General features: G+C 64.6%; 26 protein-coding genes. 22 read left to right on the forward strand and 4 right to left on the reverse strand.

What is annotated here, in order from left to right; all coding sequences use genetic code 11:
• The first annotated feature begins 165 nt into the window (after positions 1–165).
• On the forward strand, positions 166–1,029 hold the full coding sequence (locus BN977_RS29005) for a helix-turn-helix domain-containing protein (protein WP_051562022.1): 864 nt from the start codon (positions 166–168) through the stop codon (positions 1,027–1,029).
• 876 nt (positions 1,030–1,905) lie between these two features.
• On the opposite strand, the gene BN977_RS29010 is transcribed toward BN977_RS29005, so the two are convergent.
• Positions 1,906–2,496: a TetR/AcrR family transcriptional regulator gene (locus tag BN977_RS29010; protein ID WP_051562024.1), complete on the reverse strand. Its 591-nt coding sequence runs from the start codon at positions 2,494–2,496 to the stop codon at positions 1,906–1,908.
• 210 nt (positions 2,497–2,706) lie between these two features.
• Here BN977_RS29010 and BN977_RS29015 point away from each other — a divergent pair, with 210 nt between their 5' ends.
• The 5 genes from BN977_RS29015 to BN977_RS29035 are packed head-to-tail and all read left to right on the forward strand — an operon-like array spanning position 2,707 to position 9,923.
• Entirely contained in the window at positions 2,707–4,692 is a 1,986-nt protein-coding gene (locus tag BN977_RS29015; RefSeq protein ID WP_306372269.1) for an AMP-dependent synthetase/ligase, read from the forward strand.
• Between the two features lie 14 nt (positions 4,693–4,706).
• Positions 4,707–5,846, forward strand: a complete 1,140-nt coding sequence (locus tag BN977_RS29020; protein WP_036403440.1) for an acyl-CoA dehydrogenase family protein — start codon at positions 4,707–4,709, stop codon at positions 5,844–5,846.
• Positions 5,847–5,880: 34 nt separating this feature from the next.
• A complete protein-coding gene (locus BN977_RS29025) occupies positions 5,881–7,092 on the forward strand; it encodes an acetyl-CoA C-acetyltransferase (protein ID WP_036403442.1) in 1,212 nt (403 codons plus the stop codon).
• Between the two features lie 12 nt (positions 7,093–7,104).
• Positions 7,105–9,288: a 3-hydroxyacyl-CoA dehydrogenase NAD-binding domain-containing protein gene (locus tag BN977_RS29030; RefSeq protein WP_036403444.1), complete on the forward strand. Its 2,184-nt coding sequence runs from the start codon at positions 7,105–7,107 to the stop codon at positions 9,286–9,288.
• Between the two features lie 17 nt (positions 9,289–9,305).
• Complete coding sequence (locus BN977_RS29035) at positions 9,306–9,923, forward strand: TetR/AcrR family transcriptional regulator (protein ID WP_036404794.1); 618 nt, start codon at positions 9,306–9,308, stop codon at positions 9,921–9,923.
• On the opposite strand, the gene BN977_RS29040 is transcribed toward BN977_RS29035, so the two are convergent.
• Positions 9,920–10,528, reverse strand: coding sequence for a TetR/AcrR family transcriptional regulator (locus tag BN977_RS29040; protein WP_036403446.1), 609 nt, complete (start codon positions 10,526–10,528; stop codon positions 9,920–9,922). The genes BN977_RS29035 and BN977_RS29040 overlap by 4 nt on opposite strands.
• Before the next feature lie 73 nt (positions 10,529–10,601).
• On the opposite strand from BN977_RS29040, the gene BN977_RS29045 reads away from it, so the two are divergent.
• The 6 genes from BN977_RS29045 (at position 10,602) to BN977_RS29070 (ending at position 16,451) form a co-directional block, all read left to right on the forward strand.
• Complete coding sequence (locus BN977_RS29045) at positions 10,602–11,513, forward strand: metal-dependent hydrolase (protein WP_051562028.1); 912 nt, start codon at positions 10,602–10,604, stop codon at positions 11,511–11,513.
• 134 nt (positions 11,514–11,647) lie between these two features.
• On the forward strand, positions 11,648–12,586 hold the full coding sequence (locus tag BN977_RS29050; RefSeq protein WP_306372270.1) for a PDR/VanB family oxidoreductase: 939 nt from the start codon (positions 11,648–11,650) through the stop codon (positions 12,584–12,586).
• Between the two features lie 37 nt (positions 12,587–12,623).
• Positions 12,624–14,144: a flavin-containing monooxygenase gene (locus BN977_RS29055; protein WP_036403453.1), complete on the forward strand. Its 1,521-nt coding sequence runs from the start codon at positions 12,624–12,626 to the stop codon at positions 14,142–14,144.
• The gene (locus tag BN977_RS29060; RefSeq protein WP_036403456.1) at positions 14,141–14,989 is read left to right on the forward strand and encodes a short-chain dehydrogenase/reductase; all 849 of its coding nucleotides are present in this window, start codon (positions 14,141–14,143) and stop codon (positions 14,987–14,989) included. Before BN977_RS29055 ends, BN977_RS29060 begins: the two co-directional genes overlap by 4 nt.
• On the forward strand, positions 14,935–15,966 hold the full coding sequence (locus BN977_RS31615; protein ID WP_084172707.1) for an alpha/beta hydrolase: 1,032 nt from the start codon (positions 14,935–14,937) through the stop codon (positions 15,964–15,966). The genes BN977_RS29060 and BN977_RS31615 overlap by 55 nt, the downstream gene beginning before the upstream one ends.
• On the forward strand, positions 15,963–16,451 hold the full coding sequence (locus BN977_RS29070) for an SRPBCC family protein (RefSeq protein ID WP_051562031.1): 489 nt from the start codon (positions 15,963–15,965) through the stop codon (positions 16,449–16,451). The genes BN977_RS31615 and BN977_RS29070 overlap by 4 nt, the downstream gene beginning before the upstream one ends.
• 122 nt (positions 16,452–16,573) lie before the next feature.
• Here BN977_RS29070 and BN977_RS29075 read toward each other — a convergent pair whose 3' ends face one another.
• On the reverse strand, positions 16,574–17,572 hold the full coding sequence (locus tag BN977_RS29075) for a GlxA family transcriptional regulator (RefSeq protein ID WP_036404803.1): 999 nt from the start codon (positions 17,570–17,572) through the stop codon (positions 16,574–16,576).
• Between the two features lie 325 nt (positions 17,573–17,897).
• Here BN977_RS29075 and BN977_RS29080 point away from each other — a divergent pair, with 325 nt between their 5' ends.
• Genes BN977_RS29080 through BN977_RS29105 form a run of 6 tightly spaced genes read left to right on the forward strand, consistent with a single transcriptional unit; the run spans position 17,898 to position 21,149 of the window.
• Positions 17,898–18,428 carry a DUF1097 domain-containing protein gene (locus BN977_RS29080; protein ID WP_036403458.1) on the forward strand — a complete coding sequence of 177 codons (531 nt, stop codon included), beginning with the start codon at positions 17,898–17,900 and terminating at the stop codon, positions 18,426–18,428.
• Positions 18,428–19,165 (forward strand): nitrile hydratase subunit beta, encoded by a 738-nt coding sequence (nthB, locus tag BN977_RS29085; RefSeq protein ID WP_036403460.1) that lies wholly within the window; start codon positions 18,428–18,430, stop codon positions 19,163–19,165. The genes BN977_RS29080 and nthB overlap by 1 nt, the downstream gene beginning before the upstream one ends.
• Positions 19,162–19,782: a nitrile hydratase subunit alpha gene (nthA, locus tag BN977_RS29090; protein ID WP_036403462.1), complete on the forward strand. Its 621-nt coding sequence runs from the start codon at positions 19,162–19,164 to the stop codon at positions 19,780–19,782. Before nthB ends, nthA begins: the two co-directional genes overlap by 4 nt.
• Entirely contained in the window at positions 19,779–20,090 is a 312-nt protein-coding gene (locus tag BN977_RS29095) for a nitrile hydratase accessory protein (RefSeq protein ID WP_036403465.1), read from the forward strand. The genes nthA and BN977_RS29095 overlap by 4 nt, the downstream gene beginning before the upstream one ends.
• Before the next feature lie 19 nt (positions 20,091–20,109).
• Positions 20,110–20,334 (forward strand): CbtB domain-containing protein, encoded by a 225-nt coding sequence (locus BN977_RS29100; RefSeq protein WP_036403467.1) that lies wholly within the window; start codon positions 20,110–20,112, stop codon positions 20,332–20,334.
• On the forward strand, positions 20,325–21,149 hold the full coding sequence (locus BN977_RS29105; protein WP_051562032.1) for a CbtA family protein: 825 nt from the start codon (positions 20,325–20,327) through the stop codon (positions 21,147–21,149). The genes BN977_RS29100 and BN977_RS29105 overlap by 10 nt, the downstream gene beginning before the upstream one ends.
• Before the next feature lie 121 nt (positions 21,150–21,270).
• Here the strand turns inward: BN977_RS29105 and BN977_RS29110 are convergent, their stop codons facing one another.
• Positions 21,271–21,930 (reverse strand): GntR family transcriptional regulator, encoded by a 660-nt coding sequence (locus tag BN977_RS29110; RefSeq protein WP_051562034.1) that lies wholly within the window; start codon positions 21,928–21,930, stop codon positions 21,271–21,273.
• A 142-nt stretch (positions 21,931–22,072) separates the two neighbouring features.
• Here BN977_RS29110 and BN977_RS29115 point away from each other — a divergent pair, with 142 nt between their 5' ends.
• The 4 genes from BN977_RS29115 to BN977_RS29130 all read left to right on the forward strand — a co-directional run bounded on the left by BN977_RS29115 (position 22,073) and on the right by BN977_RS29130 (position 25,380).
• Positions 22,073–22,837: an HpcH/HpaI aldolase family protein gene (locus BN977_RS29115; RefSeq protein WP_051562036.1), complete on the forward strand. Its 765-nt coding sequence runs from the start codon at positions 22,073–22,075 to the stop codon at positions 22,835–22,837.
• Between the two features lie 11 nt (positions 22,838–22,848).
• Positions 22,849–24,189 carry an MFS transporter gene (locus BN977_RS29120; RefSeq protein WP_051562195.1) on the forward strand — a complete coding sequence of 447 codons (1,341 nt, stop codon included), beginning with the start codon at positions 22,849–22,851 and terminating at the stop codon, positions 24,187–24,189.
• Positions 24,190–24,191: 2 nt separating this feature from the next.
• Complete coding sequence (locus tag BN977_RS29125) at positions 24,192–24,998, forward strand: carbon-nitrogen hydrolase family protein (protein WP_036403469.1); 807 nt, start codon at positions 24,192–24,194, stop codon at positions 24,996–24,998.
• Positions 24,999–25,119: 121 nt separating this feature from the next.
• The gene (locus tag BN977_RS29130) at positions 25,120–25,380 is read left to right on the forward strand and encodes a cold-shock protein (RefSeq protein ID WP_024450609.1); all 261 of its coding nucleotides are present in this window, start codon (positions 25,120–25,122) and stop codon (positions 25,378–25,380) included.
• The last annotated feature ends 102 nt before the right edge of the window (positions 25,381–25,482 follow it).

Below are 25,482 nucleotides of genomic sequence, written 5' to 3' on the forward strand. Positions count from 1 at the left end.
GTGAAGCAACGAATTCACGCCCCCAGTGCCGTTATACGAAATCATCGCCTCTAGCCAGCCAGCACCTGGGCATATTCGGCTGCCACGCCGGCGGCATTGGAGACGTCGAACTCCTGGGTGTATCACGCCCTTCAGGGCTTGGGCGTGTGCCGGTAAAGTCGCGGTATGGTTACCAGCGAACTCGGCGACTATCTTCGCGGCCGGCGGGCCGTGGTGGGTCCCGACGCGGTTGGGCTTCCCGTGAACGGGCACCGCCGGGTCGCGGGCTTGCGACGGGAGGAGGTCGCGCTTCTGGCGGGCCTCAGCGTCGACTACTACAGCCGTTTAGAGCAGGGCCGCGAGCGTAGCCCCTCTGCGCAGGTCGTGGATTCGCTCGCGGGCGCGTTGCGGCTGGATGCCGATGGTCGGCGACACCTTTACCGGCTGGCCGGCCATATACCCAGCGACACTGGTGAAGTCAGCGACCGTCTCGACCCGGCGCTGTTGCAGCTGATGTCGGCATGGCCGGAGAATCCGGCGATCGTCTTCAACATCGCCTATGACGTGTTGGCGTCCAATGAGATTGCCGATGTTCTCTTCCACAAATGGACGCATTCGCGAAACCTGATGCAGATCGTCTTCACCGATCCCCACGCACGCACGTTCTATTGTGATTGGCCGAAGGTGGCAAGGAATTCGGTGGCTGGCTTCCGTTTCAACCACGGGCGATCTCCCGGTCATCCGCGCATCCGAAGCGTCCTCGAAGGTTTGCTGGTTACGAGCCCCGAGTTCACGGAGCTATGGGAGCGCCATGACGCGCGCGGAAAGACGCGGGAGCACAAACGGTTCTATCACGACGACGTCGGCGAACTAACCCTGTCGATGCAGACGTTCGACGTGCGATCCAGCCCTGGCCAAGAATTGGTTGTGTACCAAGCCGAGCCCGGTTCGAGCAGTGCTGATGCGCTCAAGCTGTTGGGTTCCTTGGCTGAAGCGGTTGGCAACGCGAACCATGATCAAGGTGGCCACGCAGGACCGCTGGTGTCCTGAGTGTTGGCTTACTCTCTTGAGGCGTCCCTGTGCTCGGCGACCGCGTGAGATGCCTGCTCGCGGAGGCGGGTTGATGGCGGCTGGAATCCTTTGTACTTCGGGTCGTATCCAAAGCTCTGCCATTTCGGGTTGTGGCCCACCGTTGGCCATTTCGGGTCGTAACCGAGCTCTCGCCACCGCGGATCATTCGGATGCGGTAGTTCACCTATCTCCGGCGGAGTCGTCGTGGACGTAGCCATTGCAGATACCGTACTGGTCTCCGCAATGCCGGTTGTGATGCAGTCGTGGTGTAAAGGCGGTTGTGATGCTCCTGTGAGGGCTAATGCGGACATCGCAGCGGTGGCCGCCAATGACCGGGACAGGGCGTGCAGTCCCGCTAATTCACCGACGCCGCAGCGTCTTGTCCGTCCGCCGGTGTTCCCGGCCCAGACGTTAGAGCCGGCCACGGTGACCGCGAAGCTGATCGTGTAGTGGTTTGCGCGTGACAGCCTTCGGCGAAACCACGGTGCAGTGATGGTGGGTTGACTGCATGAGCGTTCTCCTTCAGCCACGTGGGCGCTCCCGCGGTATAGCGTGCGGTGCCGATCAGAACTAGACCACCATGGTTGCGCCCGGGGCCCGTCAGTAGGTAGCCGCGCTGGTGTTGTGAGCCCACAAGCGTTGTTTGTGGGCGTACAGGGCGAAGGTAGCAAGCGCCGACGATCCGGCCGTTCTAGGCGTCGGAGATGGTCCGCTGCACCGCGGGCATGGGTGGCGATATGCGCTGGAGTAGACGTATTGGGCCCACAGTACGAGTACCTCGACCGGTCCAGCCGTCTGCAGGCGGAGCCTCATGACGGCCTTTTGCCTATGGCGAGGGAGGGCAGCCACGATTACTCATGGCAAGCGTGCATCGTCGGTGACACTGGTGGACGTCCCGACGGTTGCGCGGGGTGGCCACAACGCACGTTGCCATAGCGCTTTCGCGATGAGTGTGGACCGTTCCCGCATCACGGGCTCGTCATCGAAGCGCCAGCCATTGCAGCCGACCAGCGATGCTCGCAACAAAGTATGTACGAGGCGGGGCAGATCGTCGCTGATCGGCTGGGCTCCGCGTCGTGCCTCGTGGGTCACGGCGCGCACGATGAGTCGGACGACGGTTGTTTCGATCTGCTGCAGCATTGCCGCGAGCTGTTTGTCGGCTGCTGCGGCGCTGCGGCTCGATGCCCAGACGGGATGTTCGTTTGCGAGGGTGGCGCGTATTCCGATGACTATGCGATCGATGAAGGCGGCCTGGGATTCGTCCGCGCGTCGTGGCCCGAAAGCCGAATTGAGGTCGACGCCGGAGTGCAGGCTCAAGAGGCTGGCCAGGGCTGCGTATTTGGTCTCGAAGTAGAAGTAGAAGGCGGATCGGGTAATTCCGGCCCGTTGACTGACGGCTCGAACAGATATGTCGGCGATGGGCTCTTCATCGAGCAGATCGTCCAAGGCCCTGAGGATGGCTGTTCGAGCGAGTTCGCCAGTGCGGTAGGGCGCCCGGGGCGCGCGCCGGCTAGGCCTCGGCAGCGACAGTCCGTCCAAGCTCGGCATGGGTTGCGGTTCTGGCGGGGCCAGCTGGCAGCGACGGCGGTGGTCGGGAGATGCGCTGCACATCCTGGTCTCCTCCGATGCCGCAGGTGATGACCCACTCTGACCCCGGTGAGGCCGCCGGGGAAGCGCTCCATCGCTTCGCCTACATCTGAATCAAACATACGCGATATGTATCTACGTTTCAAGTCGCAGGCTTTGCTGAGGCCTCTTGTTGACGGCGCGCCAATTAAGAGTGCACACTGTTGGCGTCATGCCAATTACGACGGGCTGAGTGGTTCGTCTGCGCGATCGACTGCGGCAGTGTTGCGAACTGAGCTGGGAGAAGCGATGCACCAGAGCTTGTGTGAGCTGTTCCAAACCCGAGTAGCCGAACTCGGGGATGCGGTGGCGATCCGGCGCGCCGATGGTTCTGCCGCGCTGACGTGGGCGCAGTATGGCGCCCGGGTTCGCGAAGTGGCGGGCGGGCTGAACGCCCTCGGGGTGGGCCGCGGGGATGTGGTCGCCCTCATGCTGACAAATCGACCCGAGTTCCACGTCATCGACTCGGCGGCAATGCATTTGGGCGCGGTGTCGTTTTCGGTGTACAACACCAGTGCCGTCCCTCAGATCGAGTACCTGTTCGGCAACGCCGCCCCGAGCGTGGTGGTGACCGAGGCCAAATTCTTGGACAAGGTGCGCGCAGCGGCCGCGACCGCTGGTGTATCCACCGTGGTGTGCATCGACGCTGCCGAGGAGGGTGTGGTGTCCCTCGGTGATGTCGTCGATGCGGGGAGTCGTGACGCCGACTTCGAATTCGACGCGGCGTGGCGGGCAGTCGGTCGCGATGACGTATTGACCTTGATCTACACCAGTGGGACAACTGGGGACCCCAAGGGGGTCGAGCTGACCCACGCCAACGTGCTGTATCAGCTGGAGATCATCTCGGGTGTGGTGGGGGATCTCACGGGCGGGCGGGTGCTGTCCTATCTTCCCGACGCTCATCTGATCAACCGCTGGATCGGACAGTACGCGCCGATGTATTTCGGGATCACGGTGACCGATGTCGACGACCCGAAGGCGCTCATCGACGTGCTGGGCCGGGTCCATCCCACCTTCTTTGTCGCCGTGCCGATGCTGTGGTACAAAATCGCCGCTCGCGTCGAAGCGCTCATCGCCGAGCAGCGCGGTATCCGGGGTGCGCTGGCGCGGTGGGCCATTGCGGCCGGGCGAAAGAAGGCGGCGGCGACCGTCTCCGGTGCCAGCATTGGGTTGTTCGACAATCTCGCGGCCACCCTGGCCAATCGAATCGTCTTCGCCAAATTGCGCGCGCGACTCGGCCTGGATGTGCTGACCGCGGCGGTGTCCGGGGCTGCACCGATCGACGTGTCGGTGTTGGAGTTCCTGCTGGCCATCGGCATTCCTGTACTGGAAGCGTGGGGCATGTCGGAGACCTCGGCTGTGACCACGGTCAATCCGAGAAGCCGGCCGCGCTATGGCTCAGTGGGGGTGCCGATTCCGGGAACCGAGCTGGCCCTCGCCGATGACGGCGAAATTTTGGTCCGCGGGCCCGGCGTGATGCGGGGGTACCGCAACGATCCCGTCCGGACCATGGATGTGCTCGATGCCGATGGCTGGATCCGCACCGGAGATATCGGCGCACTGGACGACCGGGGCTATCTCACGATCGTCGATCGTAAGAAGGAGTTGATCATCAACTCCGGCGGAAAAAACATGTCGCCCAGCAATATCGAAGGAGCGCTGAAGGCCGCGAGCCCGCTGATCGGTGCGGTTGCCGCGATCGGGGACAACCGGCCCCATATCGCGGCGTTGATCACCCTGGATCCAGACGCTGTCGCCACGCTCGCGCAACGGGTCGGTATCGGTGATCCGTCGATCGAGGCCGTCGCCGATCATCCAGTAGTGCAGGCCGAGATAGCCGATGCGGTCGCCGTGGCGAATACGAGATTGTCCCGTGTCGAGCACGTCCGCAGCTGGAAAGTGTTGCCGGAGTATTGGATCCCTGGGGGAGAGGAGCTCACTCCCACGATGAAACTGCGCCGAGTGCCCATCGCCAAGAAGTACGCCACCCACATCGACGCCCTCTACCAACGCTGAACAGGAAGTACTGTATGTCCGACTCACTGGCCGCCGAACTGGCCGACCTCACGACGCTCGCGCGGGAGTTCTTCACCAAGGAAGTCGCTCCCCGCCACGAAGAATTCGCCCTTGCGGGGGAACCCGATCGGGCGCTGTACCGCCGCGCCGGTGATCTGGGCCTGTTGCTGATGTCGATACCCACCGAATACGGCGGTGGCGGAGCGACATTCGCCCACGACGCGGTGCTCTTCCAAGAACAAGCGCGCGGCGGCGAGCTCTCGATGCAGCTCGGGGTTCACTCGGGCATCGTGCCCCACTACCTGAACTCCTATGCCAGCCACGAACAGAAGGCACGGTGGCTGCCCAAACTGGCCAACGGGGAGTGGATCGGCGCCATCGCGATGACCGAACCGGGCACCGGATCCGACCTGCAAGCCATCAAGACCAAGGCAATGCACGTCGGCGACGAGTATGTGATCTCCGGGGCAAAAACCTTCATCTCCAACGGCGCAACATGCGACTTGGTCATCATCGCCGCCAAGACGGATCCCACCCAGGGTGCGGCAGGGGTATCTCTGTTGGTGGCCGAGGTCGATGACACCACTCCGGGTTTCCAGCGCGGCCGGAAACTCAAGAAGATCGGTCAAAAAGGCCAGGACACTACCGAAATGTTCTTCGATGAACTGCGCGTGCCGGTCGAGAACCTGCTCGGTGGCGTGGAAGGCCGCGGGTTCGTCCAGCTGATGCAACAACTGCCGCAGGAGCGGCTGATCGTCGGTGCGGCCGCGCTGGGAACCGTGGAAGCGGCCTATGAGCACACGCTGGCCTACGTCAAGGACCGGCATGTCTTCGGCAAACCGCTCTTCGCAATGCAGAACACCCGCTTCGAGCTCGCCGAGATCGCCACGGTCATCGAAGTCATGCGCAGCTTCGTCGGCGACGCCATCGCGCGCCACGTGCGCGGGGACCTCGACGTCAAACGCGCCGCACAAGTCAAGCTCTGGTGCTCCGAACAGCAGACCCGCATTGTCGATCGCTGCCTGCAACTGCACGGTGGGTACGGCTACATGGAGGAGTACCCCATTGCGCGGCTTTACGTCGACAGTCGCATCTCGCGGATCTACGCCGGCGCGAATGAAGTGATGAAAGACCTCATTTCCCGCCACTTGTGACAGCCTGCCGACCCAACCGACCCCTGGAGTTTCGATGCCCGATGCACTGATTTTCGATGCCCTGCGCACCCCACGAGGCCGGGGCAAAGCCAGCGGGGCACTGCATGGCACCAAACCGATCGACCTCGCCGTCGGCCTGGTCCAAGAGTTGAAAAGCCGTCATCCGCAGCTCGATCCAGACGCGATCGACGACGTCGTGCTCGGCGTCGTGTCGCCGGTCGGCGACCAGGGTGCCGACATCGCGAAAACCGTCGCAATGCGCGCCGGGCTGGCCGACACTGTGGCCGGGGTTCAGGTCAACCGATTCTGCGGATCGGGCCTGGAAGCCGTGAACACTGCCGCCCAGAAGGTGCTCACCGGGTGGGAGGATCTGGTGCTGGCCGGCGGCGTGGAATCCATGTCGCGGGTGCCATTGGGCTCCGATGGCGGTGCCTGGCCCACGGATCCGATCACCAATTACCAGTCCTACTTTGTGCCGCAGGGCGTTTCGGCCGATCTGATCGCGACGATCAACGGGTTCACGCGAACCGACCTCGACACCTATGCGGCGAGATCACATCAACGTGCCGCCGCTGCGGCGTCCGGCGGATACTTCGCCAAGTCACTTGTACCGGTGCGCGATCTCAATGGTTCGATCCTGCTCGACAGTGACGAACTGATCCGTGCGGGTACCACAGTGGAATCGCTTGCCGCATTGAAGCCCTCGTTCGCCGGCATCGGGTCCGCCGGCGGGTTCGATGCGGTTGCTCTGCAGAAATATCATTGGGTCGAGCGTATAGAGCACCATCACCACGCGGGTAACTCCTCGGGCATCGCCGATGGGGCGGCGCTGGTGTTGATCGGCAACGAGGCGGCGGGTGCGAAGGCTGGGCTGACACCGCGAGCGCGCATCGTCGCTACCGCGGTCAGCGGAGCTGACCCCACGATCATGCTGACCGGTCCGGTGCCGGCGACCGAAAAGGTGCTGGCCAAGGCGGGATTGACGATCGCCGACATCGACGTGTTCGAACTCAACGAAGCCTTCGCGTCGGTCGTCCTGCATTACCAGCGGCAGTTTGGCATCCCGGACGACATCCTCAACGTCAACGGTGGTGCCATCGCCATGGGGCACCCTCTGGGTGCCACCGGTGCCGCGTTGACCGGCACGGTGCTCGACGAACTGGAGCGCCGCGCTGCCCGGCGCGGATTGATCACCCTGTGCATCGGCGGCGGTATGGGGATCGCCACCATCATCGAACGGCTGTGAGGAACTGCAGACATGACGACGAATACTGACGCCGGCACCATCATCGGCTGGGACAAAGATGATCTGGGCGTGGTCACCTTGACCATCGACGACCCCGACCACGCCACCAACACCATGACCGACGCCATGGCCACCGCCCTGCGCCTCTGCGTGGAACGGCTGGAGGACGAACGCGACACGATCAGCGGCGTGGTCATCACCTCCGGCAAAGACACCTTCTTCGCCGGTGGTGACCTCAACAAGCTCATGAACGCCGGGCCCGCCGACATCGCCGACATCGCCGCCGGGCTTGACCACTTCAAGGAGTCGTTTCGGCGCCTCGAGACCCTTGGCAGGCCGGCCGTCGCGGCGATGACCGGTACCGCCCTCGGGGGCGGATTCGAGGTCGCGTTGGCGGCACACCACCGCATCGTGATGGACAAGCCCGGCGTTCAACTCGGTCTACCAGAGGTGACGCTGGGCGTTCTGCCAGGCGCAGGTGGGGTCACGCGCATCGTGCGGATGCTGGGCATCGTCAACGGCTTCGCCAACGTCATCGGGCAGGGCCCACGGATGACCCCGGCCAAGGCGCTCAAGCTCGGCATCATCGACGAAATCGTCTCCAGCGATGAAGAGCTTGTGGCGCGGGCGAAAGCCTGGATCGCCGAGCATCCCGACGCCGACCAACCTTGGGACCGACCGGGTTACGCTATTCCCGGCGGAACACCGCGTGACGCCGCTCTGTCGGCCCAACTGCCCGCGTTCCCCGCGACCTTGCGCAAACAACTCAGAGGCAACCCCATGCCCGCTCCCATCGCCGCACTGGCCACGGCGGTTGAAGGGGCGCAAGTCGATATCGACACCGCGTTCGCCATCGAGACGCGCTACTGCGCGCACCTGATCTGCGGACAGGTCTCGGCGAACATGATCAAGGCCCTGTTTTTCGACCTCAACGCGGTCAACAAGGTGACGGTGCGCCCCGCCGGCCATCCCGTCCGGCGTGCACACAAGGTCGCGGTCCTGGGTGCGGGCATGATGGGCGCCGCAATCGCTTACGTAGCCGCGCGCGCGGGATGCGATGTGGTGCTCCGCGATGTGTCCGACGCGGCGGCCGAGCGCGGAAAGGGCTATTCACACCAGCTTCTCGATACCGAGGTGCACAAAGGCCGCATGGCACCTGCCGAGCGCGACCGGATCCTGAATCGGATCCTGGCCACCGCCAACGTTTCCGACGTGTCCGGAGCGGATCTGGTGATCGAGGCTGTCTTCGAAGACATCGAACTGAAAAAGAAAGTGCTCGCCGAAGCCGCGGGCTATGCCGCCGAGGACGCACTCGTCGCGTCGAACACCTCGGCGTTGCCGATCACGGAGATGGCCGGTGCCATGAACCGCTCGGACAACGTCATCGGTCTGCACTTCTTTTCGCCCGTCGACAAGATGCCCCTGGTCGAGATCGTCGTCGGAGAGCACACCTCCGATGCGGCGCTGGCGCGTGCCCTGGATTTCGCCCGTCAGATCCGTAAGACGCCCATCGTGGTCAAGGATGTGTACGGCTTCTACGCCAACCGTGTGATCGCGAAGTTCGTCGATGAAGCACTGTCTCTGGTGGCCGAAGGCATGCATCCCGCCTCCGCCGAGCAGGCGGCGCTGCAGGCCGGGTTCCCGGCCGGAGCGCTCACGCTGTTCGACGAGATCAACATGGTGACCATCGCCAAGATCCGGGCGGGCTTCATCGAGGATGCCGCCGCGCGGGGCGTCCCGTTTGTGCCGAGTGCGTCCTATCCACTGGTGGACCGGATGCTGGGCGAGTTCGACCGACCCGGCCGTCTGCAAGGTCGCGGGTTCTACGAGTACGACGGGCCGGGCGGCAAACGACTAGGTCTGTGGCCGCGGCTGGCCAAGGAGTACTACCGGCCCGACAACGACATTCCTTTCGAGGACGCCAAGCAACGGATGTTGGTTTCCGCCGCGTTGGAAGCGGCGCGCTGCTTTGAGGAAGGTGTGATCGGCACGGTCGCCGAGGCCAATGTCGGTTCGATCTTGGGCATCGGTTACCCAGCCTGGACGGGTGGCGCGCTGCAGTACATCAACCAGTTCGACGGCGGAATGGCCGGGTTCGTGGCCCGCGCCGACGAACTGCGCGAGCGGTACGGCGATCGCTTCGTGGTGCCCGCATCGTTGCTGCAACGGGCCGCTGAGGGTAAGCACTACGTGTGAGCGCATTCCGTGCCGAGATGACTGCCGAGCCGCGGTGGAGAAGACTGGGACCTGACGAGCGGCGTGCAGCCATCCTTGCCGCGGGTATCCGCGTGTTCGGGGAGCAACCCTATTCAGCGGTGCAGATGGCAACGGTGGCCGCCGCCGCCGGTGTCGCGCGAGGGCTGGTGAACCACTACTTCGGCACCAAGCGCGATTTGTATTTGGAGGTGGTCCGGGCCGTGATGTTCGTCCCGGACCTGGACGAAGTGCACCTACCCAGCGGATCCCTCCAGGAGCGCATCGAAGCCTCGGTGGACTGGTTGCTCACGGTCGTTGCCGCCCATGGCCGGGCCTGGCTGGCCATCGGCGTGGAAGGCGCCGGTGGTGATCCCGAGGTGCGCCACATTCTCGACGAAGCCGACCAGAAGGCCGCCGAACGGGTGCTGGACGCGGTGGGATTCGACGGTACCTCGGAGGCGCGGGACACGACGCTGGCCGTCGTCCGCGCCTACGGCGGCATGGTCAAAGCTGCTGTGCGCGAATGGGTCGAACGCGGCACGCTGACCCACGAACAGGTGCGCACCGTCTTGATCGACACGCTGGTGGTGCTGTTGCGTCACACAGTCACCGCAGCTGACAGACAGGACGCCTAGCTGCCGGTGGCCGCGGCAATCGGTAACAGGTGTCGCCGGGCGAACGCTTCGAGCTCGGCATAGCTGCTGAGCGGCGACAGCACCGAGGGTGTGAGCAGGATGGAATGCGTAATGCGGACCAGGATCTCGGCCCGCGCGAGAAGGTCTTGATCGGAGATCGCGGCCGTGTCCGGACCTCGCAGCACCTCTGCGGTGGCGGCAACGGCGCCCGAAAGCAATGGTGAACCCTCCGTGGTGAGGCGGGGCAGCACGGTGTCAGGCTCGATGTCGAGTAAGCGGTTCCACACCGCGTTGTGCCGAACCGTCTCGATCGTGGTGGCGAAACTGTGCACGACCCGGTCGGCGAACCCGTCGGCGGCCGCCGCCGCGTCGCGTACCGTCTGGAAGAGCTTCTGGGATTCCCTGACCAGCACCGCTGTGACGATCTCGTTCTTGCCGCCGACACGCCGATACACCGTCACCCTGCCCAAGCCGGCTCGCTGAGCAATCTCGTCCACGGTGGCTCGCCGGATACCGATCTTGGAAAACACGTCCAAGGCGGCATCGAGAATCTCGTCCACGCCATCATCGCGTGTCGTGGCGTAGGCGAACAGGTCGGCATGCACGAACCGACTGTAATCGAGCCAGCTTCTTGAAACAATCATATGCAGTGTGTTTCACTGTTCCGGTAGCCGTTCAATGTGGAGGAGGCTTGCAGTGAAGAGACAACAGGGCCAGGCGATCCGCGAATACAACGACGAGGCGCTGGCGATCAATGCGCGGCGCGTGCGCTTCGACTGGGAGGGCGTACCGCTGGAGTACATTCCCGGCCAGCCCTACGCGACGCACTTCTGGAACGTGATGCACCTGGTCTTGCCCGAGGGCGAGCGCGCCATGGCCGACGTCTTCGCCCAGGCGCTGCGGTATATCGATGACGAACGACTCAAAGAGGAAGTCGTCGGGTTTGTCGGGCAGGAGGCGACGCACGCGTCCTCGCACGAGAGCTTCCGCGACTACCTGCGTGCCCACAACGTGGAGATCGCTCCGGTGATGCGCCGGATCGAATTCGCGGTCAACCGCATATTCGGCGATCACGGCATCACCGGTGCCGCCAAGCGGTCGTGGCTGAGCGAGCGACTGGGAATCTATGCCGCCGCAGAGCATTTCACCGCAGTCGTCGGTGAGTGGTTGCTCGACAATCAGGCGTTCGACCGTGTCGGCGTCGACCCGACGATGTTGGATCTGTTGCGATGGCACGGGGCCGAAGAGTTGGAGCACCGAAACGTCGCTTTCGATGCCTACCAGTACGTCGACGGTGGATACGCCCGACGAGCGCGCACCGCCGTGATCGCCTGCCTTGGACTGGCGGTGCTGTGGTTTTCCACTGCGGCATACCTCTATCGAAACGATGTGACGATCCGCCGCCGGCGTCCCTGGTTGGTCGAATACGTCCGCGCCGCCCGCGCCGGGTTCGTCCCCGGTGTCTCCTTCCTGTTCGCGCAGATGTACTACTACCTGCGCCCCGGGTTTCACCCCTCGTCGATGGGTGATATCAGCAAGGCCGTGCGCTACCTGGCGGTCTCCCCGGCAGCGCGGGCGGGCCAACCATGAACTACCTTGCCCCACCACAGACGGACGTCGACGATCCCACCCCGGTGCTCAGAACGCTGGGTGCACTGTCCCGTGCCTATTCCCGGGTCTTCACCCAGAGCAGATTCGCCGGCCACCTCTCGCCACCACGACCGTTGCGCCGCACCGGCTTTGAGACTCGACTCCTGGTCACCGCAGTCGACGCTGTCGCCACTGACGTGGTGGCGCTCACGCTGAGCCGCCCCGACAGCACACCCTTGCCGCTGTGGACCCCCGGGGCGCACATCGACGTCATCACTTCGTCGGGACTGCTTCGGCACTACTCACTCACCGGCGACCGCCGCGACCGACTGCAGTATCGGATCGCCGTGCGGCGGGTCGCCGGCGGTGCCGGATCCGCCGAACTGCACGACCTTCGGCCCGGTGACACGCTGCAGGTACGTGGACCGCGAAACGCCTTCAACTTCGCAGCCGCGGAGCACTACGTCTTCGTCGCCGGCGGCATCGGCATCACACCGATCCTGCCGATGGTGCGCGAAGCGGTCGCTGCCGGCCACCAGTGGCAACTGCTATACACCGGCCGCACCCGCGCATCCATGCCATTCGCCGCAGAACTCATGCACCTGGGCGGCAACCGGGTGCAGATCCTGCCGGATGACGAAAACGGTATCCCGGATCTGACCGCTGTGTTCGAAGAGGTGCCGGATGGCGCGGCCTTCTACGTGTGCGGGCCTGCAGGCATGATCGACGCCGCCGCAGCAGCCGCACGTGCGCACTCGCCGGCGCCGGAATTCCACAGTGAACGCTTCGGAGCGCCTCCAGTTCTCGACGGCCGGCCGTTCACCATCACTCTGGCTCGTTCGGCGGCCACCATCAACGTGGATGCCGACGAGACCGCTTTGCAGGCCATCCGCCGTGTCCAGCCGAGCGTGAGATATTCGTGCCAGCAGGGCTTCTGCGGAGCGTGCCGCGTTCACGTCCTCGAGGGCGCCGTCGAACACCGTGACCGCGTGCTCACCGTTGCCGAGCAGGCCGACTCCATGATGATCTGCGTCTCACGGGCCACCGAAGACGCGATCGTCATCGATCTTTGAGCCGCAGGCATTGACCGGCATCCAGATTGGACAACCTATGAACGAAGCGACCTCAACCCACGTACGCATCGCCATCATCGGCGCCGGGTTCGGCGGCATCGGTGCCGCGATGCGGCTCAAGGCTTCCGGGAACGCCGATTTCCTCGTGTTCGAGCGGGCCACCGAGGTCGGTGGTACCTGGCAGGCCAACACCTATCCGGGTGCACAATGTGACATCCCGTCGGTCCTTTACTCCTTTTCTTTCGCCCCCAACCCCGACTGGAGCCGGCTCTATCCGCTCCAACAAGAACTCAAGTCCTACATGGAGCAGTGCGTCGACGATGCCGGCATCCGGCCACACCTGCGGCTCAACCACGAAGTCACCCAGGCCGATTGGGACGAGCTCAGCCAGGTGTGGCGCATCGAGGTGGCAGGGGGACGCCACTACACGGCATCGATCGTCATCGCGGCCACCGGTCCGTTCAGCGAACCCTCCATTCCCGCTTTCGAAGGTCTCGACCAATTCGGCGGGCCAGTCTTTCACTCCGCACAATGGCGCCACGATGTTGATCTGCGCGACCGTACCGTCGGCGTCATCGGAACCGGCGCTTCCGCGGTCCAGTTCATACCGCAACTTCAGCCCGAAGCCGCCAAACTCGTGGTCTTCCAGCGGACGCCGACCTGGATCCTTCCCCATCCGGATCGGGCCATCAGTCCGCGGCTGCGGCGGCTGATGCGCCGGGTACCGACCGTACAACGGCTGGCACGATCGCTGGTCGGCGCGGTGCAGGAGGCCATGGTCCCCGGACTGGTCTACTTCCCAAAGCTGCTGTGGCCCATGGCCGCAGTCGGAAGATGGCACCTGCGCCGCCAGGTCCGAAACCCGCGGCTGCGTGAAAACCTTACGCCCCGATATGCTTTCGGCTGCAAGCGTCCCACCTTCTCGAACACCTACTATCCAGCTTTGGCAGCGCCCAACGTCGAGGTCGAGACATCAGCGGTGCATCGCATCACCACGGACGGCATCGAAACCGTCGACGGCACTCACCACCGCCTCGATGCGATCGTCTTCGGAACGGGATTCAAACTCGCCGGCAACGAAGGGTTCACCCGCATCCGTGGGCGCGACGGCAAGAGCCTGGCAGAAGTATGGGCCGGCGGTGAAATGAAGGCACACCTGGGAACCGTCATCCCCGGATTCCCCAACTTCTTCATGATCCTGGGACCGAATTCGGTGGTCTACACCTCTCAGATCGTCACGATCGAAGCCCAGCTGGATTTCGTCCTCGACGCCATCGACCAAATCACCGAGCATCACATCCGAAGCATCGACGTTGCCCCAGATGTCCTGAGGCGATTTGTCGATACCGTCGACCGCCGACTGGCCTCCTCGGTATGGAACTCCGGTGGCTGCCAGAGCTACTACTTGAGCCCCTCGGGCCGTAACTTCACCTTCTGGCCAGGATTCGTGTTCACATTCCGGCGCCGGATGCGGCGATGCCGGCTCGCCGAGTTCGATGTGCGCTACGCCGCAACCCCGCCATCGCAGAACACCGCGGCCCTGGTGGTCGGCCGATGAGCCAGCTCGCACCGATCAAATTGGTGGGCGCCGTGGTTCTCATCACCGGCGCAGCGCAAGGAATCGGATTCCAGGCCGCCGCCCGCTTCCTGCGCGAGGGCGCCCACGTGGTCTTGGTCGACATCGACCAAGACCAACTCGATAAAGCAATAGTCGAACTCGGGGGCCCGACCGCCGCGGCGGTGGCGGCAGTCGCCGATGTCCGTGACGTCGAGGCGTTGCGGTCCGCAGTCGATCTGGCCGTGAGACAGTTCGGCAGGCTTGACATCGTCATCGCCAACGCCGGTGTCACCCCTCCGACAGCGACTCTGCGGACCATCGAACACGAGGCGTTCCGGCGGGTCCTCGACATCAATCTGGTGGGGGCACTCAACACTGTGCGCGCCACCATGGATGCTGTCATCGCCCATGGCGGGCACTTTCAGCTCATCGGATCCTGCGCCGCCTTCGCCCCCGGGATGGGGGGAGCGGCCTACATGATCAGCAAGGCCGGTGTCGAACAGCTCGGCAGAGCCTTGCGGATCGAGCTGGCCTCCCACGATGTCAGTGTCGGCATTTCGTACTTCGGTATCGTCGATACTGCTCTGACACGGTCCACCCTTGACGAGGATCCGATCGGGCGGAGCATCGGTGACCTTCTGCCATGGCCGCTGAACCGCAGGATCGGCGCCGACTACGCGGCATCAACCATCCTGCACGCCGCCCGCACTCGCAAACCCACCAGCATCGTGCCACGAACCTGGACCATCTACGCCTGGCTACGCGGAATCATCAACATTGCCCTCGATCGATGGTTGATGAGCAACGCCGACGTCTCCACAATCATCCGTCGGCTCGAGCAGTGACGCACGGGCATGGCGTCTCGGTTTTCCACCGGACGCTGCGTCTGACCTCAAGCATCGTCGTCCGGCCGCTGTTAGAGCACGCGCACCCGTCCGGGTGGCAACTCCGTGGCTTGCGCACGTTGTTCAGGACCGTCACAGCTGCAGCGTCACTGAGACACGAAACGGCACAGATCACCCAGATTCACGACCTGTCCAACGAGTACGGTCCCATATCAGGCGAGTGGATCAACGCCGCCGGCGTCACCCGGCTCGACACCGTGATCCTCTACCTTCACGGCGGCGGCTACATCTCCACCTCCGCCGCGCATTACCGCGGAATCACCACCCGGCTGTCCGCCATCACCGGACTACCGGTCTTCGCCGCGAATTATCGCTTGGCTCCCGAGAACCGTTATCCCGCGGCGCTCCACGACGCAGTGGCCGCCTACCGCTGGCTGTGCAACAGCGGGGCGCAAGTCGTCGTTGCCGGGGACTCGGCCGGTGCCCACCTGAGCACTGGTCTCACGGTCGAAGCGATCACCGCTGATCTTCCGCTGCCGCGCGCGTTGGTGCTCTTGTCACCGCTGCTGGATATCTCATGTCGGGAAGCCGTCAGCGTAGACCGCTCAACACCTGATCCGCTCATGGCACCCGCCTTCGCCATGGCATGCGCACAGGCCCTCGGAGTCAACAACCGAACCAGGGATCCCCGTGTCGCTCCACTGGAGATGGATGACGGCGTGTGTCGTGGGTTTCCGCCCACCCTCAGCGTAGTCGCGGGGGCGGAGTGCTTCCGCGGTGACGCGGCGCGCCTGCATGAGCGCCTGCTGAGAAACGGTGTCTCCGCCCGCACTTACGAAATGCCTGGACATATCCACGATTTCATGTTGTTCGCCCACACCGGCGCCGCTCGAACAGTACTGCGCTGGACAGCAGACTTCTTGGCAGCACACACTCACACAAGAACGTGGTCCTCGACCGAAGGGCGTGACCGATGACATGGCGACCGACCGAACAACAGGGCGACGCTCTTTTCCAGCACGCCACCATCAAGATCATCGTCGAAGACGAATTTCCCATCCCGGCAAGGCAACTGTGGGACGTACTCGCTGCTGATGACGCCGTGGTGGGATGGAGCGCGCTGGCGACCGCGTCCACATGGGTTGACGGTCGCCGTGGTGTCGGTTCGATCAGAGAGGTGGTCGTCCTTGGATTTCTCGGGGTCCGCGATCATTTCTACCGATGGGACATCGACCGGAGAATGACCTTTGCGGCCGAGGCCACCACCGCCCCGGGCGTCAAGGCCTTCGGTGAAGACTATGTCCTGGATGCAACAGCCACCGGAACCCGGCTCCGGTGGACGGTAGCCATTGACGCCGGTCGCGCGGGACGGCTGCTCGCACCGTTAGCACGTCCCGCACTTCGGATCGTCTTTCGCGCCTTCATGGGCGGTATCCATCAGGTAATCCACCAGCGTACATAGGCCCCGTACCGGAGCCGAGATATCTGCCGGCGCAGCTTCTTCACCCCGCGGAATCCTCGGTCGTGTCCCGGCCCGTGTTCTTCACCTCCGGCCCGCTGACAGGAGGGTGGGTGGAGAACTGGTCAGCGGTGGATACCGGTGGTTCGGAAGCGATTTCGATATGTGCTGGGGGAGACCCCGAGAGCGCGCCGAAAGGCGCGCCGCATGGTGTCTGCAGACCCGAAACCGGCCCGGCGCGCGACGGCTTCTTGTCCGTGATCTCCGGTCGCGAGTAACACTTTCGCCGCCTCGAGCCGCGCCTGTTCGACGAAGCGGGCTGGGGTCAGTCCGACCTGATCGTGAAACATGCGTACCAGGTGCCGTTCGCTGACCACAGCGCGTTCAGCCATCGCGGCGATCGAGTGATCGGCGCCGGGATCGGCGACCACCGCGTCGAGGATCTCGCGCAGTCCGCTCTCGACCGGCAGCGCCGCCTCCGTCCACACGCTGAATTGGGCTTGACCGCCGGGGCGCTGCAAAAAGACCACCATCCAACGCGCCACCCGCCGGGCGACGTCGGGACCGTAATCGCTTTCCACCAGGGCCAGGCCGAGGTCGATGCCCGCGCTGATTCCCGCCCCCGTGATATACGGCCCGTCCTGGACGAACAGCGAGTCCGGTACCACTTCGATCTCGGGATACGCACGGGCCAGCTCCTGGCAGTGCGCCCAGTGTGTGGTCGCCCGGCGGCCGTCGAGTAGACCGAGGGAGGCCAGCACGAATGCACCGGTGCACACCGAGGCAACCCGGCGGGCCCGCGGCGCCAATTCGCCCACCATTTGCAATGCCGCCGCAATGACATCCGGAGTCTGCTCTTCGGGGATATCGTGCTCGCCGGGGGTGAAGGAGAAGTCAGGCGGCACCCCGCCAGGGACGATCAGGGTGTCAAACCGGTCGGGCACCTCGGCCAGTGACATATCGACCTGCAGTGAGACGAACGATGTCGTACGGACGGCCCCGCCCGTCGGCGAGGCCAGGATCACCCGGTACTGTGCTCCAAAATCGTTTGCCCGGGCAAAAATTTCGAGCGGTGCGGCGACATCTTGCAACGTCACTTTGTCGTATAAGGCGAACACGACGATCTTGGGCGCCTTGGTTCCCCGCGCTTTCGCGGGTTGGCGCCCTGCGGCGGACGGCCGCGCTGACCTGCGCGTGTTCGACACCCCGTGACGTCCTTTCCTGGCCCGAGCGGAGGTGACAGTCAACGTAGCGGCAGACCGGTACGACGGCAATGGGCGCAGAGCCCAGAACAGTGCTGAGTCCGAAATTGCGCGATTCGTGTCCGGACCTGACGGGCGAAGCAATCCGCATGTAACAGAGCTGAAACCCACTCGCACAAAGCTGATTTCATCGTATCCCGCTTCACCGTTGAAGCGATCCATCCCCCCAAATTCCTGAAGGTGAGCCATGGATTCTCGGACAGCCTTGACGCTGAGCATCGGCGTGCTCGGCGGCGTGGCAGTCGCATTCACTGCTGAAGTCATCACAGTGCCCATCTGGGTGGTGTTCCTGGCCTGGGCATCGTTCTTCTTTGTCGGAGGCGGCGCGACCGGCTGGGTCCGGTCGGTCTCGTCGAACCTCGTAGGCGTGGTGATCGCTTCGGCCAGTCTGTATGCCGCCCATCTGATGGGTGGCAACCTGCTGGTTACTGCCATTGCGGTGGGCGTCGGCAGTGCAGTCATGGTGCAGGCGTCATGGGTGCCGCTGCTGACTACGACCCCGGCCGTGGTCGTCGGATTCGCCTCCACGGTGTCGACGGTCGCCGGGCGGGGCAATGACATCACCGTGACCACCATCTCGCACCCCGGCTTGGTCGCCGCCGTCGCCTGTGTTCTCGGGGCGTGCTTCGGGCTGCTGTCCGAATACCTGGCCACCGCGATGACGAAGAAGCCGGCTCTCGACACCGCAATGCCGAACACGGAAGGAAGTCCTGCCTGATGAAGTTGCAGCACTATCTGGGCGGCCTGGAGGGGTTACCCGAGCCGCTCATGCTGGAGAAGCGAGTCTTCGTCGAGGACTGGGAGAAACGGATCTTCGGTATCCATGTCGCAATGATGGGATTGTCGAACCACCTTGGGACCGCCTTGCCGGAATATCCCATCGATGAGGTACCCACCGCGTTCAAAGACGAGTGGACTTGGGCTGACCTACGCACCGGCGCAGAGGCGATGAACCCCTTCGACTACTTCAAGTTTCGCTATTACGAGAAGTGGTTGGGCGGTATCACTCAGTTCTTCATCGACAAGGGCTATGTCACCGAAGACGAGCTCGCCGACAGCATCGGCGAGCCAGGTTCGGCGGCCGATACCGAGGATGTTCGCGCGATCGATGATCAGGTGATCGCCTACCTCCGGTATGGCGACAGCCCCCGCCGTGACGTCGCCCATCCGAAGTTCGCGGTCGGCGCGCAGGTGCGCATCACCAACGTTCCTGCCGACGCGCACAGTCGGTTGCCGGGATATCTGCGGGGCCGGATCGGCACCGTGGAACGGATTTTCGAGGGTGATTACGCCTATTTCTGCCATACCGGAGACGGGATCGGTGACCCCATGCCGATATACATCGTCGAGTTCGACCCGGCCGAAATCTGGGGCCCGCGGGCCGAAGGCGGCCCGCTGAAGTTGTATGCCGAGCTATTCGAAGCCTACTTGGCACCGATCGAGGAGGAAGCATGACCGGCCAGTTCGCCTACCCGCCCGACCGTGAGGAGATCAGCGCCAAACAGGTGGCAGCGTTGGAAGCGTTGCTCATCGAAAAGGGGGTGATCACACCGCAGACCGTGGACAAGGTGCTGGCCTACTTCGAGACGGAGATGACGCCGTTGAACGGCAAGAAAATCGTCGTCAAGGCCTGGACCGACCCAGAATTTGCTGCCAAGGTGGTGGTGGACACCCCCGCCGCCGTCGCCGAACTCGATCTGCCCGAAGGCATGGCAGGCGCGGAAGGCGAGCATCTGCAGGCAGTCGCGAACACCTCCGGGGTGCACAATCTGGTGATCTGTACGCTGTGCTCGTGCTTCCCGTGGCCGGTGCTCGGGTTGCCGCCCTACTGGTACAAGGATCCGACGTTCCGGTCCCGGGCAGCCCGTGAACCCCGCAAGGTGCTCGCCGAGGTCGGCCTCGATCTGCCCGCCGATACCGAGATCAAGGTGTGGGACTCCAGCGGGCACTCGCGGTGGTTCGTCATTCCGGAAAGGCCCGCCGGCACGGACGATTTCACCGACGAGATGTTGATGGATCTGGTGACCACCGAGTCGATGATCGGCGTCGCGTTGGCGGGCCCGGCCTCATGAAGCTGCACGACACCTGCACCACCGATCAGGCGGCGCCGCAATTCGACCATGAATGGCAGCGCCGCGCCTTCGGATTGGCGCTCGCGCTTTCCGAGTTCCGACACTACCCCTGGAGTGAATTTCAGGAGACCCTGATCGCGACGATCGGCGAATGGGAGCGGACACCCGAATCCGAACGGGGGCAATGGGAGTACTACGACCACTGGGTCGCGACTCTGGAGAGGCTCGTCGACCGCCACGAGCTGCTGACCGCCCCGCCGCTCACCGATGCCAACGACCACGCACTAGCCCACGACCACGACCATTAGAACTGCGAGGACCTCAGAGATGAACGCTGTCAACCCCGCCCTTGGCGCTCCACACATCGATATGCGTACGGCCGCATCCACTCTGGCCACGCCGCTTCGGCTGACCGTGCTGGCACTGCTTGCGTTGATCGTCTACTACTTCGTCGGTTACGACCAAGGCGCCGTGTCGGTCTTCGGTTCGGACACCCATGTGCACGAGTTCGTGCACGACGCACGCCACCTACTGGGATTCCCATGCCACTGAACGCCGAAATACCGCCCCTCGTCCGGTATCTGGTGCCGGGATTGGCGGGCGGCGTCATTTCTGTCGCGTTCAGCCGGGTGATGATCGAGCCGTTGATCGGCACCGCGGTGGACTACGAGGTGGCCCGTGAGCACGCGCAGGCCCTGCTCACCGGAGATGATCACCTCCACGGCCACGAGCTCTTCAGCCGGTCGGTGCAGGAGAGTCTCGGTGCCGCAGTCGGAATCATCGCCATGGCTGTCGCGATGGGGGTGCTGTTCGCGGTGGCCTACACCGTGCTGCGCACTGTGCTCGCCGCGCTGGGCTTCACCGCCGATTCCACCGGCCTTTCCTTGGTGCTCGCAGGAGCAATGTTTGCGGCGGTCAATTTGGTGCCCGGTCTCAAGTATCCGCCGAACCCGCCCACCGTGGGTCTGGAAGAGACCATTGGAGTGCGAAGTTCGGCTTTCCTGATGGTGACTGTTGTTTCGGTGGTGGGTGCGTGTGTAGCGGTGGCTGCCGGCCTGGCGTTGTCGCGTCGGTGGGGAAGTTGGCCGGCCGCGGCCGTCGCGGTCGGAATTTACGGTGTGGTCATCCTGGCAGCCTTCGCGTGGTTGCCCAGCTTCCATGAGGTTCCGGGACCCATGTCCGGGCCCGCTGGCGTGCTCGTAGACGGCTTCCCCGCCGAGGTACTGGGCGAATTCCGGGTGTATTCGGTGCTCAACCAGGCGTTGATGTGGCTGACGATCGGTGCGACCTGGGGATGCCTGTCGGCGTTGTCATCGTCGACGCTACTCAGGAACCGGCGGAGGGCCGTGGCCGATCGTCACGAGTAGGAGTCCGGCTCAGGATATGGACCGAGCGCTTGCGCTCACCACACAGACGACCACGGCTAGAGAACGGCGGTCTCGCCTATCCGGAACAACCGCGTGCCATTTCCGATTTCGACTGTGCCGCTCAGCCGAGCGCTGCGAGGATCTCGGGGATGGGTCGCAGGTGCTCGTCGAGCAGTGTCGAGGCCAGCTCGGCGTCGCTTGCTTGCAGCGCTGCGATGATGGCGCGGTGCTGGGCGTCGATCTCGGGTGCGCGTTGCGGTCGGATCTGCATGGCTCGCATGGCGACTCGTTCCTGGCGGGATTGTAGGGCGTCGTACAGCTCGACGAGGACCGAGTTGCCGTGGGTGGCGACGATCGCGCGGTGGAAGGCGCGGTCCAGGCGTGCGACGGTGAACCAGTCCTGGTTTTGGCCGGCTTCTTCGATGGCCGCGGCGAGCTCGGTGAGTTCGGCGGGTGGCTGTGTGCCGGCGGCGCAGATGGCCCGTGCGGCATGGCCTTCGATGAGTCGGCGCGACGCGTAGACCTCTTTGAGTTCGCGTGCGGTGACGTTGCGTACCTGGGCGCCGCGGCGCGGCAGTAGGTCGATGAAGCGTTCGGAGTTCAGCCGGTGGAACGCCTCGCGCACGGGGGTGCGTGACGTTCCGACGGACTCCGAGATCCAGGCTTCGTCGAGGAAGCGGCCTCCGGGCAGGGTGCCGCGGATGATTTCGTCGCGCACCCATTCGTACACGCGGTCGCGTGCGGATTGGTTCGAGCCTGGTTCGCTGACCGTGGTCGACACCGGTGAACCCTTCCTGTTGCGGCCTGGGGGGACCGCCCTCAGACTACTGGACACACGGCGTACATCCTGTGTATACACAGAATGTACTGCGTGTGTGGTGCGCGCCACACCCTGTCCAGGTCGAACGAAGGAGCGTTTCCCCATGGCCCCGAACCGTCGGTATGCCATCTGGCTGTCCGGACCCAACACCGCCGCCGCGGAAATCGCCCGTCAGGTGGGCTGCGGCGCCGTGGTCCTCGACATCGAGCACGGCACGTTCGACCTCGCCGCGCTCGAACGCTTCATCCCGCTGTGCAAGGCCATCGGCCTGGAGGTCGTCGCCAAGGTGCTCGGCCCGGAGCGCGGGCCCATCCAGCAGGCGCTCGACTTCGGTGCCGACGTCGTGGCCATCCCGCACGTCGAGAACGTCGCGCACGCTCGCGCGGTCACCGCCTTCGCCAAGTTCCCGCCCCTCGGTGACCGCAGCTTCGCCGGTGGGCGTACATCCGCGTACGGTGGCTTCACCGACGAATGGGTGCGCGAGCAGGACACGCGCACGCGGTGCTATCCGATGATCGAAGACGCGGGCGCCATCGACCAGATTGAGGAGATCCTCGCTCTGGACACCGTGGACGGGATTTTCGTCGGCCCCTCCGACCTGTCGCTGCGCCGCGGCCGCGGCGCCTACACCCGCGAGGCGGGCGACTTCGACGACCTTGCCCGCCTGGCCGCCGCCGCCCGACAGGCAGGCAAGCCATGGGTGCTGCCCGCATGGTCCTCGGAGGAGAAGAAGTTCGCGGTCGAGCACGGCGCGGACCAACTGGTCCTCACCATGGAGCACGGTGCGCTGCTCGCCGGGTTCGCCGCCGCCCACGCCGAAGCCGTCGAACTCGACCGCGTGCCCACCCTCGCCCGGACCGCACCATGACCAGCCCGCGCATGACCAGCTCGCGGACCGCCGAACGCCTCGACGACCTCACCGGACCACCGCCCGGCACCGGCCGCACCCGCTGGTACATCGGCGGCCTGCTCGGCGTCGGGATGTTCGTCAACTACATCGACCGGGTCAACCTGTCCGTCGCCACCCCGGCCATCATGGCCGAGTTCGACATCTCAGCGGCCCAGATGGGCGTCGTCGCCTCGGCGTTCCTGTGGACCTACGCCATGCTGCAGATGCCCATCGGCACCATCATCGACAAGATCGGCGTGCGCTGGGTCAACCGTGCCGGCGTGTTCCTCTGGGCGGTGGCCTCGTTCCTGTCGGCCGCCGCAGGCGGACTGGGCCTGCTGCTGGTGGCCCGGCTCCTGCTCGGAGTCGGCGAGGCGCCCACGGTGCCCGCGGGCTGGAAGGCCATCGGCCAGTGGTTCCCGAAACACGAACGCGGCACGGCCACCGCCATGTTCGACGGTTGCGCCAAGATTTCCAACGTCATCGGCATCCCCATCATGGCGTTCCTGGTGCCGACGTTCAGCTGGCACGCCGCGTTCATCTTCACCGGTGTCCTGAGCGTGCTGTACCTCCTCGCGTGGTGGCTGCTCTACCGCTCACCGGCCAACGCGGTGGCCGACGGCCGCATGTCGGCCGCCGAATTGGACTACCTGCGCGCCGGCGGCGCCGAGGACGAGAACGCCGAGACCGGCGGTTCCCTGCAGGGCATCGGCTACCTGCTGGGACGACGCAAAACCTGGGGCCTGGCACTGGGTTACGCGTCCTACACCTATGCCTACTACGTACTGCTCACCTGGTTGCCCGGCTACCTCGAGAAGGAGTTCGGCGTCAACCTACTCAAGGGCGGCATCTACAGCATGATCCCGTGGCTGGTGGCCGTCATCGCCCAGTTCCTCATCGCCGGTGTCCTGATGGACCGCTGGACCCGGCGCAGCGGCGACATCACCCGGGTGCGTCGCATCGTGTTGGTGACGAGCATGCTGGCGGCCCTGTCGGTGACGGGCGCCGCGTACGCCGACACCATCGGCGCCGCGCTGGTGTTCCTGTCCATCGGCGCAGCGGGACTGGCGGTTTCGGTGCCCGCCGGGTCCAGCATCGTCTCGCTGATCGCCCCGCAGGGGTACACCGGGTCCCTGGCCGGCATCGTCAACTTCGTCGCCAATCTCATCGGCATCGCCGCCCCGATCGTCACGGGGATGGTCGTCGACCGGACCGGTTCGTTCGCGGGGGCGTTCATCGCCACCGGAGTGATCCTGGTCGGCGGAATCCTCTGTTACACCGTCGTTCTGGGCCGTATGGACCGCATGCCCGCACCCTCGATCAAGGAGTAGACATGACCACGAGCATCACCGTCGCCGTCGCCCAGTTCGCCCCCGGCGAGGACAAGGATCGCAATCTAGCCACCATCACCGGCTTCGTCACCACCGCCAAGGCAGCGGGCGCAGAACTCGTCATCTTCCCCGAGTACGCGATGTTCACCGCACCAACGATGGACGAACGCTTCCTGTCCTCGGCCGAGTCGCTCGACGGGCCGTTCGTCGCCGCGGTGCGGGACCTGGCACGCCGCGAAGCGATCACCATCGTCGCGGGCATCAACGAGACCACCGACGGACCCGACCAGATTCACAACACGCTGATCGCCGTCGACGACGGCGGCAAGGTCGCTGCCACCTATCGGAAACTGCACCTCTACGACGCGTTCGGCTACTCCGAATCCCGTTTCGTCCGACCGGGTTCGGCGTGCGCGCCCGAGACGTTCGCGGTGGGAGGGCTGACCTTCGGCATGCAGACCTGCTACGACCTGCGGTTCCCCGAGACCACGCGCAGGCTGGTCGACGCCGGCGCCGACGTGGTGGTGATGCCAGCGGAGTGGGTGCCCGGCCCCCTCAAGGAAGACCACTGGACCACACTGCTGCGCGCGCGGGCCATCGAGAACACCGTCTACGTGGCCGCCGCCGATCAGTGCGGCGGCAACGGAGCGGGCAACAGCATGATCGTGGACCCGATGGGCGTGGTGCTGGCCTCCATCGGCGAGGAGGAGGGCATGGTATCCGCCACGGTGCACGGCGACCGTATCGCTCGGGTGCGGCAGAAGAATCCGGCGCTCGCCCTACGCCGCTTCACCGTCACCGAACGGTAGGGCTGGCCGGGCGTGTGAGCTGTCAGCAGATCGGTGGGACCTGAATGTGCTTGCGCGTTGCCTCAGGTTCGATCGAGGATGGATGCACAGGTTCGAGTTAGGGGTTTGGGGAGACGCGTCGATGGCGCTAGGCATCGTGAAGTTCTACAAGTCCGAGAAGGGGTGGGGCGCCATCTCCTCGGCGGAGTTACCACCGGGGTTGGATGCGTTCATCTCCTTCGCTGACATCAAGGGGCAGAAGGGCTTCCGGGAGTTGGCCGTCGGAGACCGCGTGGAGTTCGAGTACCAGCCGGCCCGCCAAGACAGTTTCCAGTTCGTGGCGACATGGGCTCGCAGAATCAGCGACGCAGACGGCGACGGGGGAGCGACCGTCTGGTCGTAGCCCTGTCCCGGCGGGCATCGAGTGTCCCGGGTGAGTCCTTGTCTAACCGGGAGAGCTACGTGAGCGCTCGACGTCCGTTGCGGTGGCGCCATGTTTGGGCTG

It is taken from the genome of Mycolicibacterium cosmeticum, from assembly GCF_000613185.1.
Lineage (GTDB): Bacteria > Actinomycetota > Actinomycetes > Mycobacteriales > Mycobacteriaceae > Mycobacterium > Mycobacterium cosmeticum.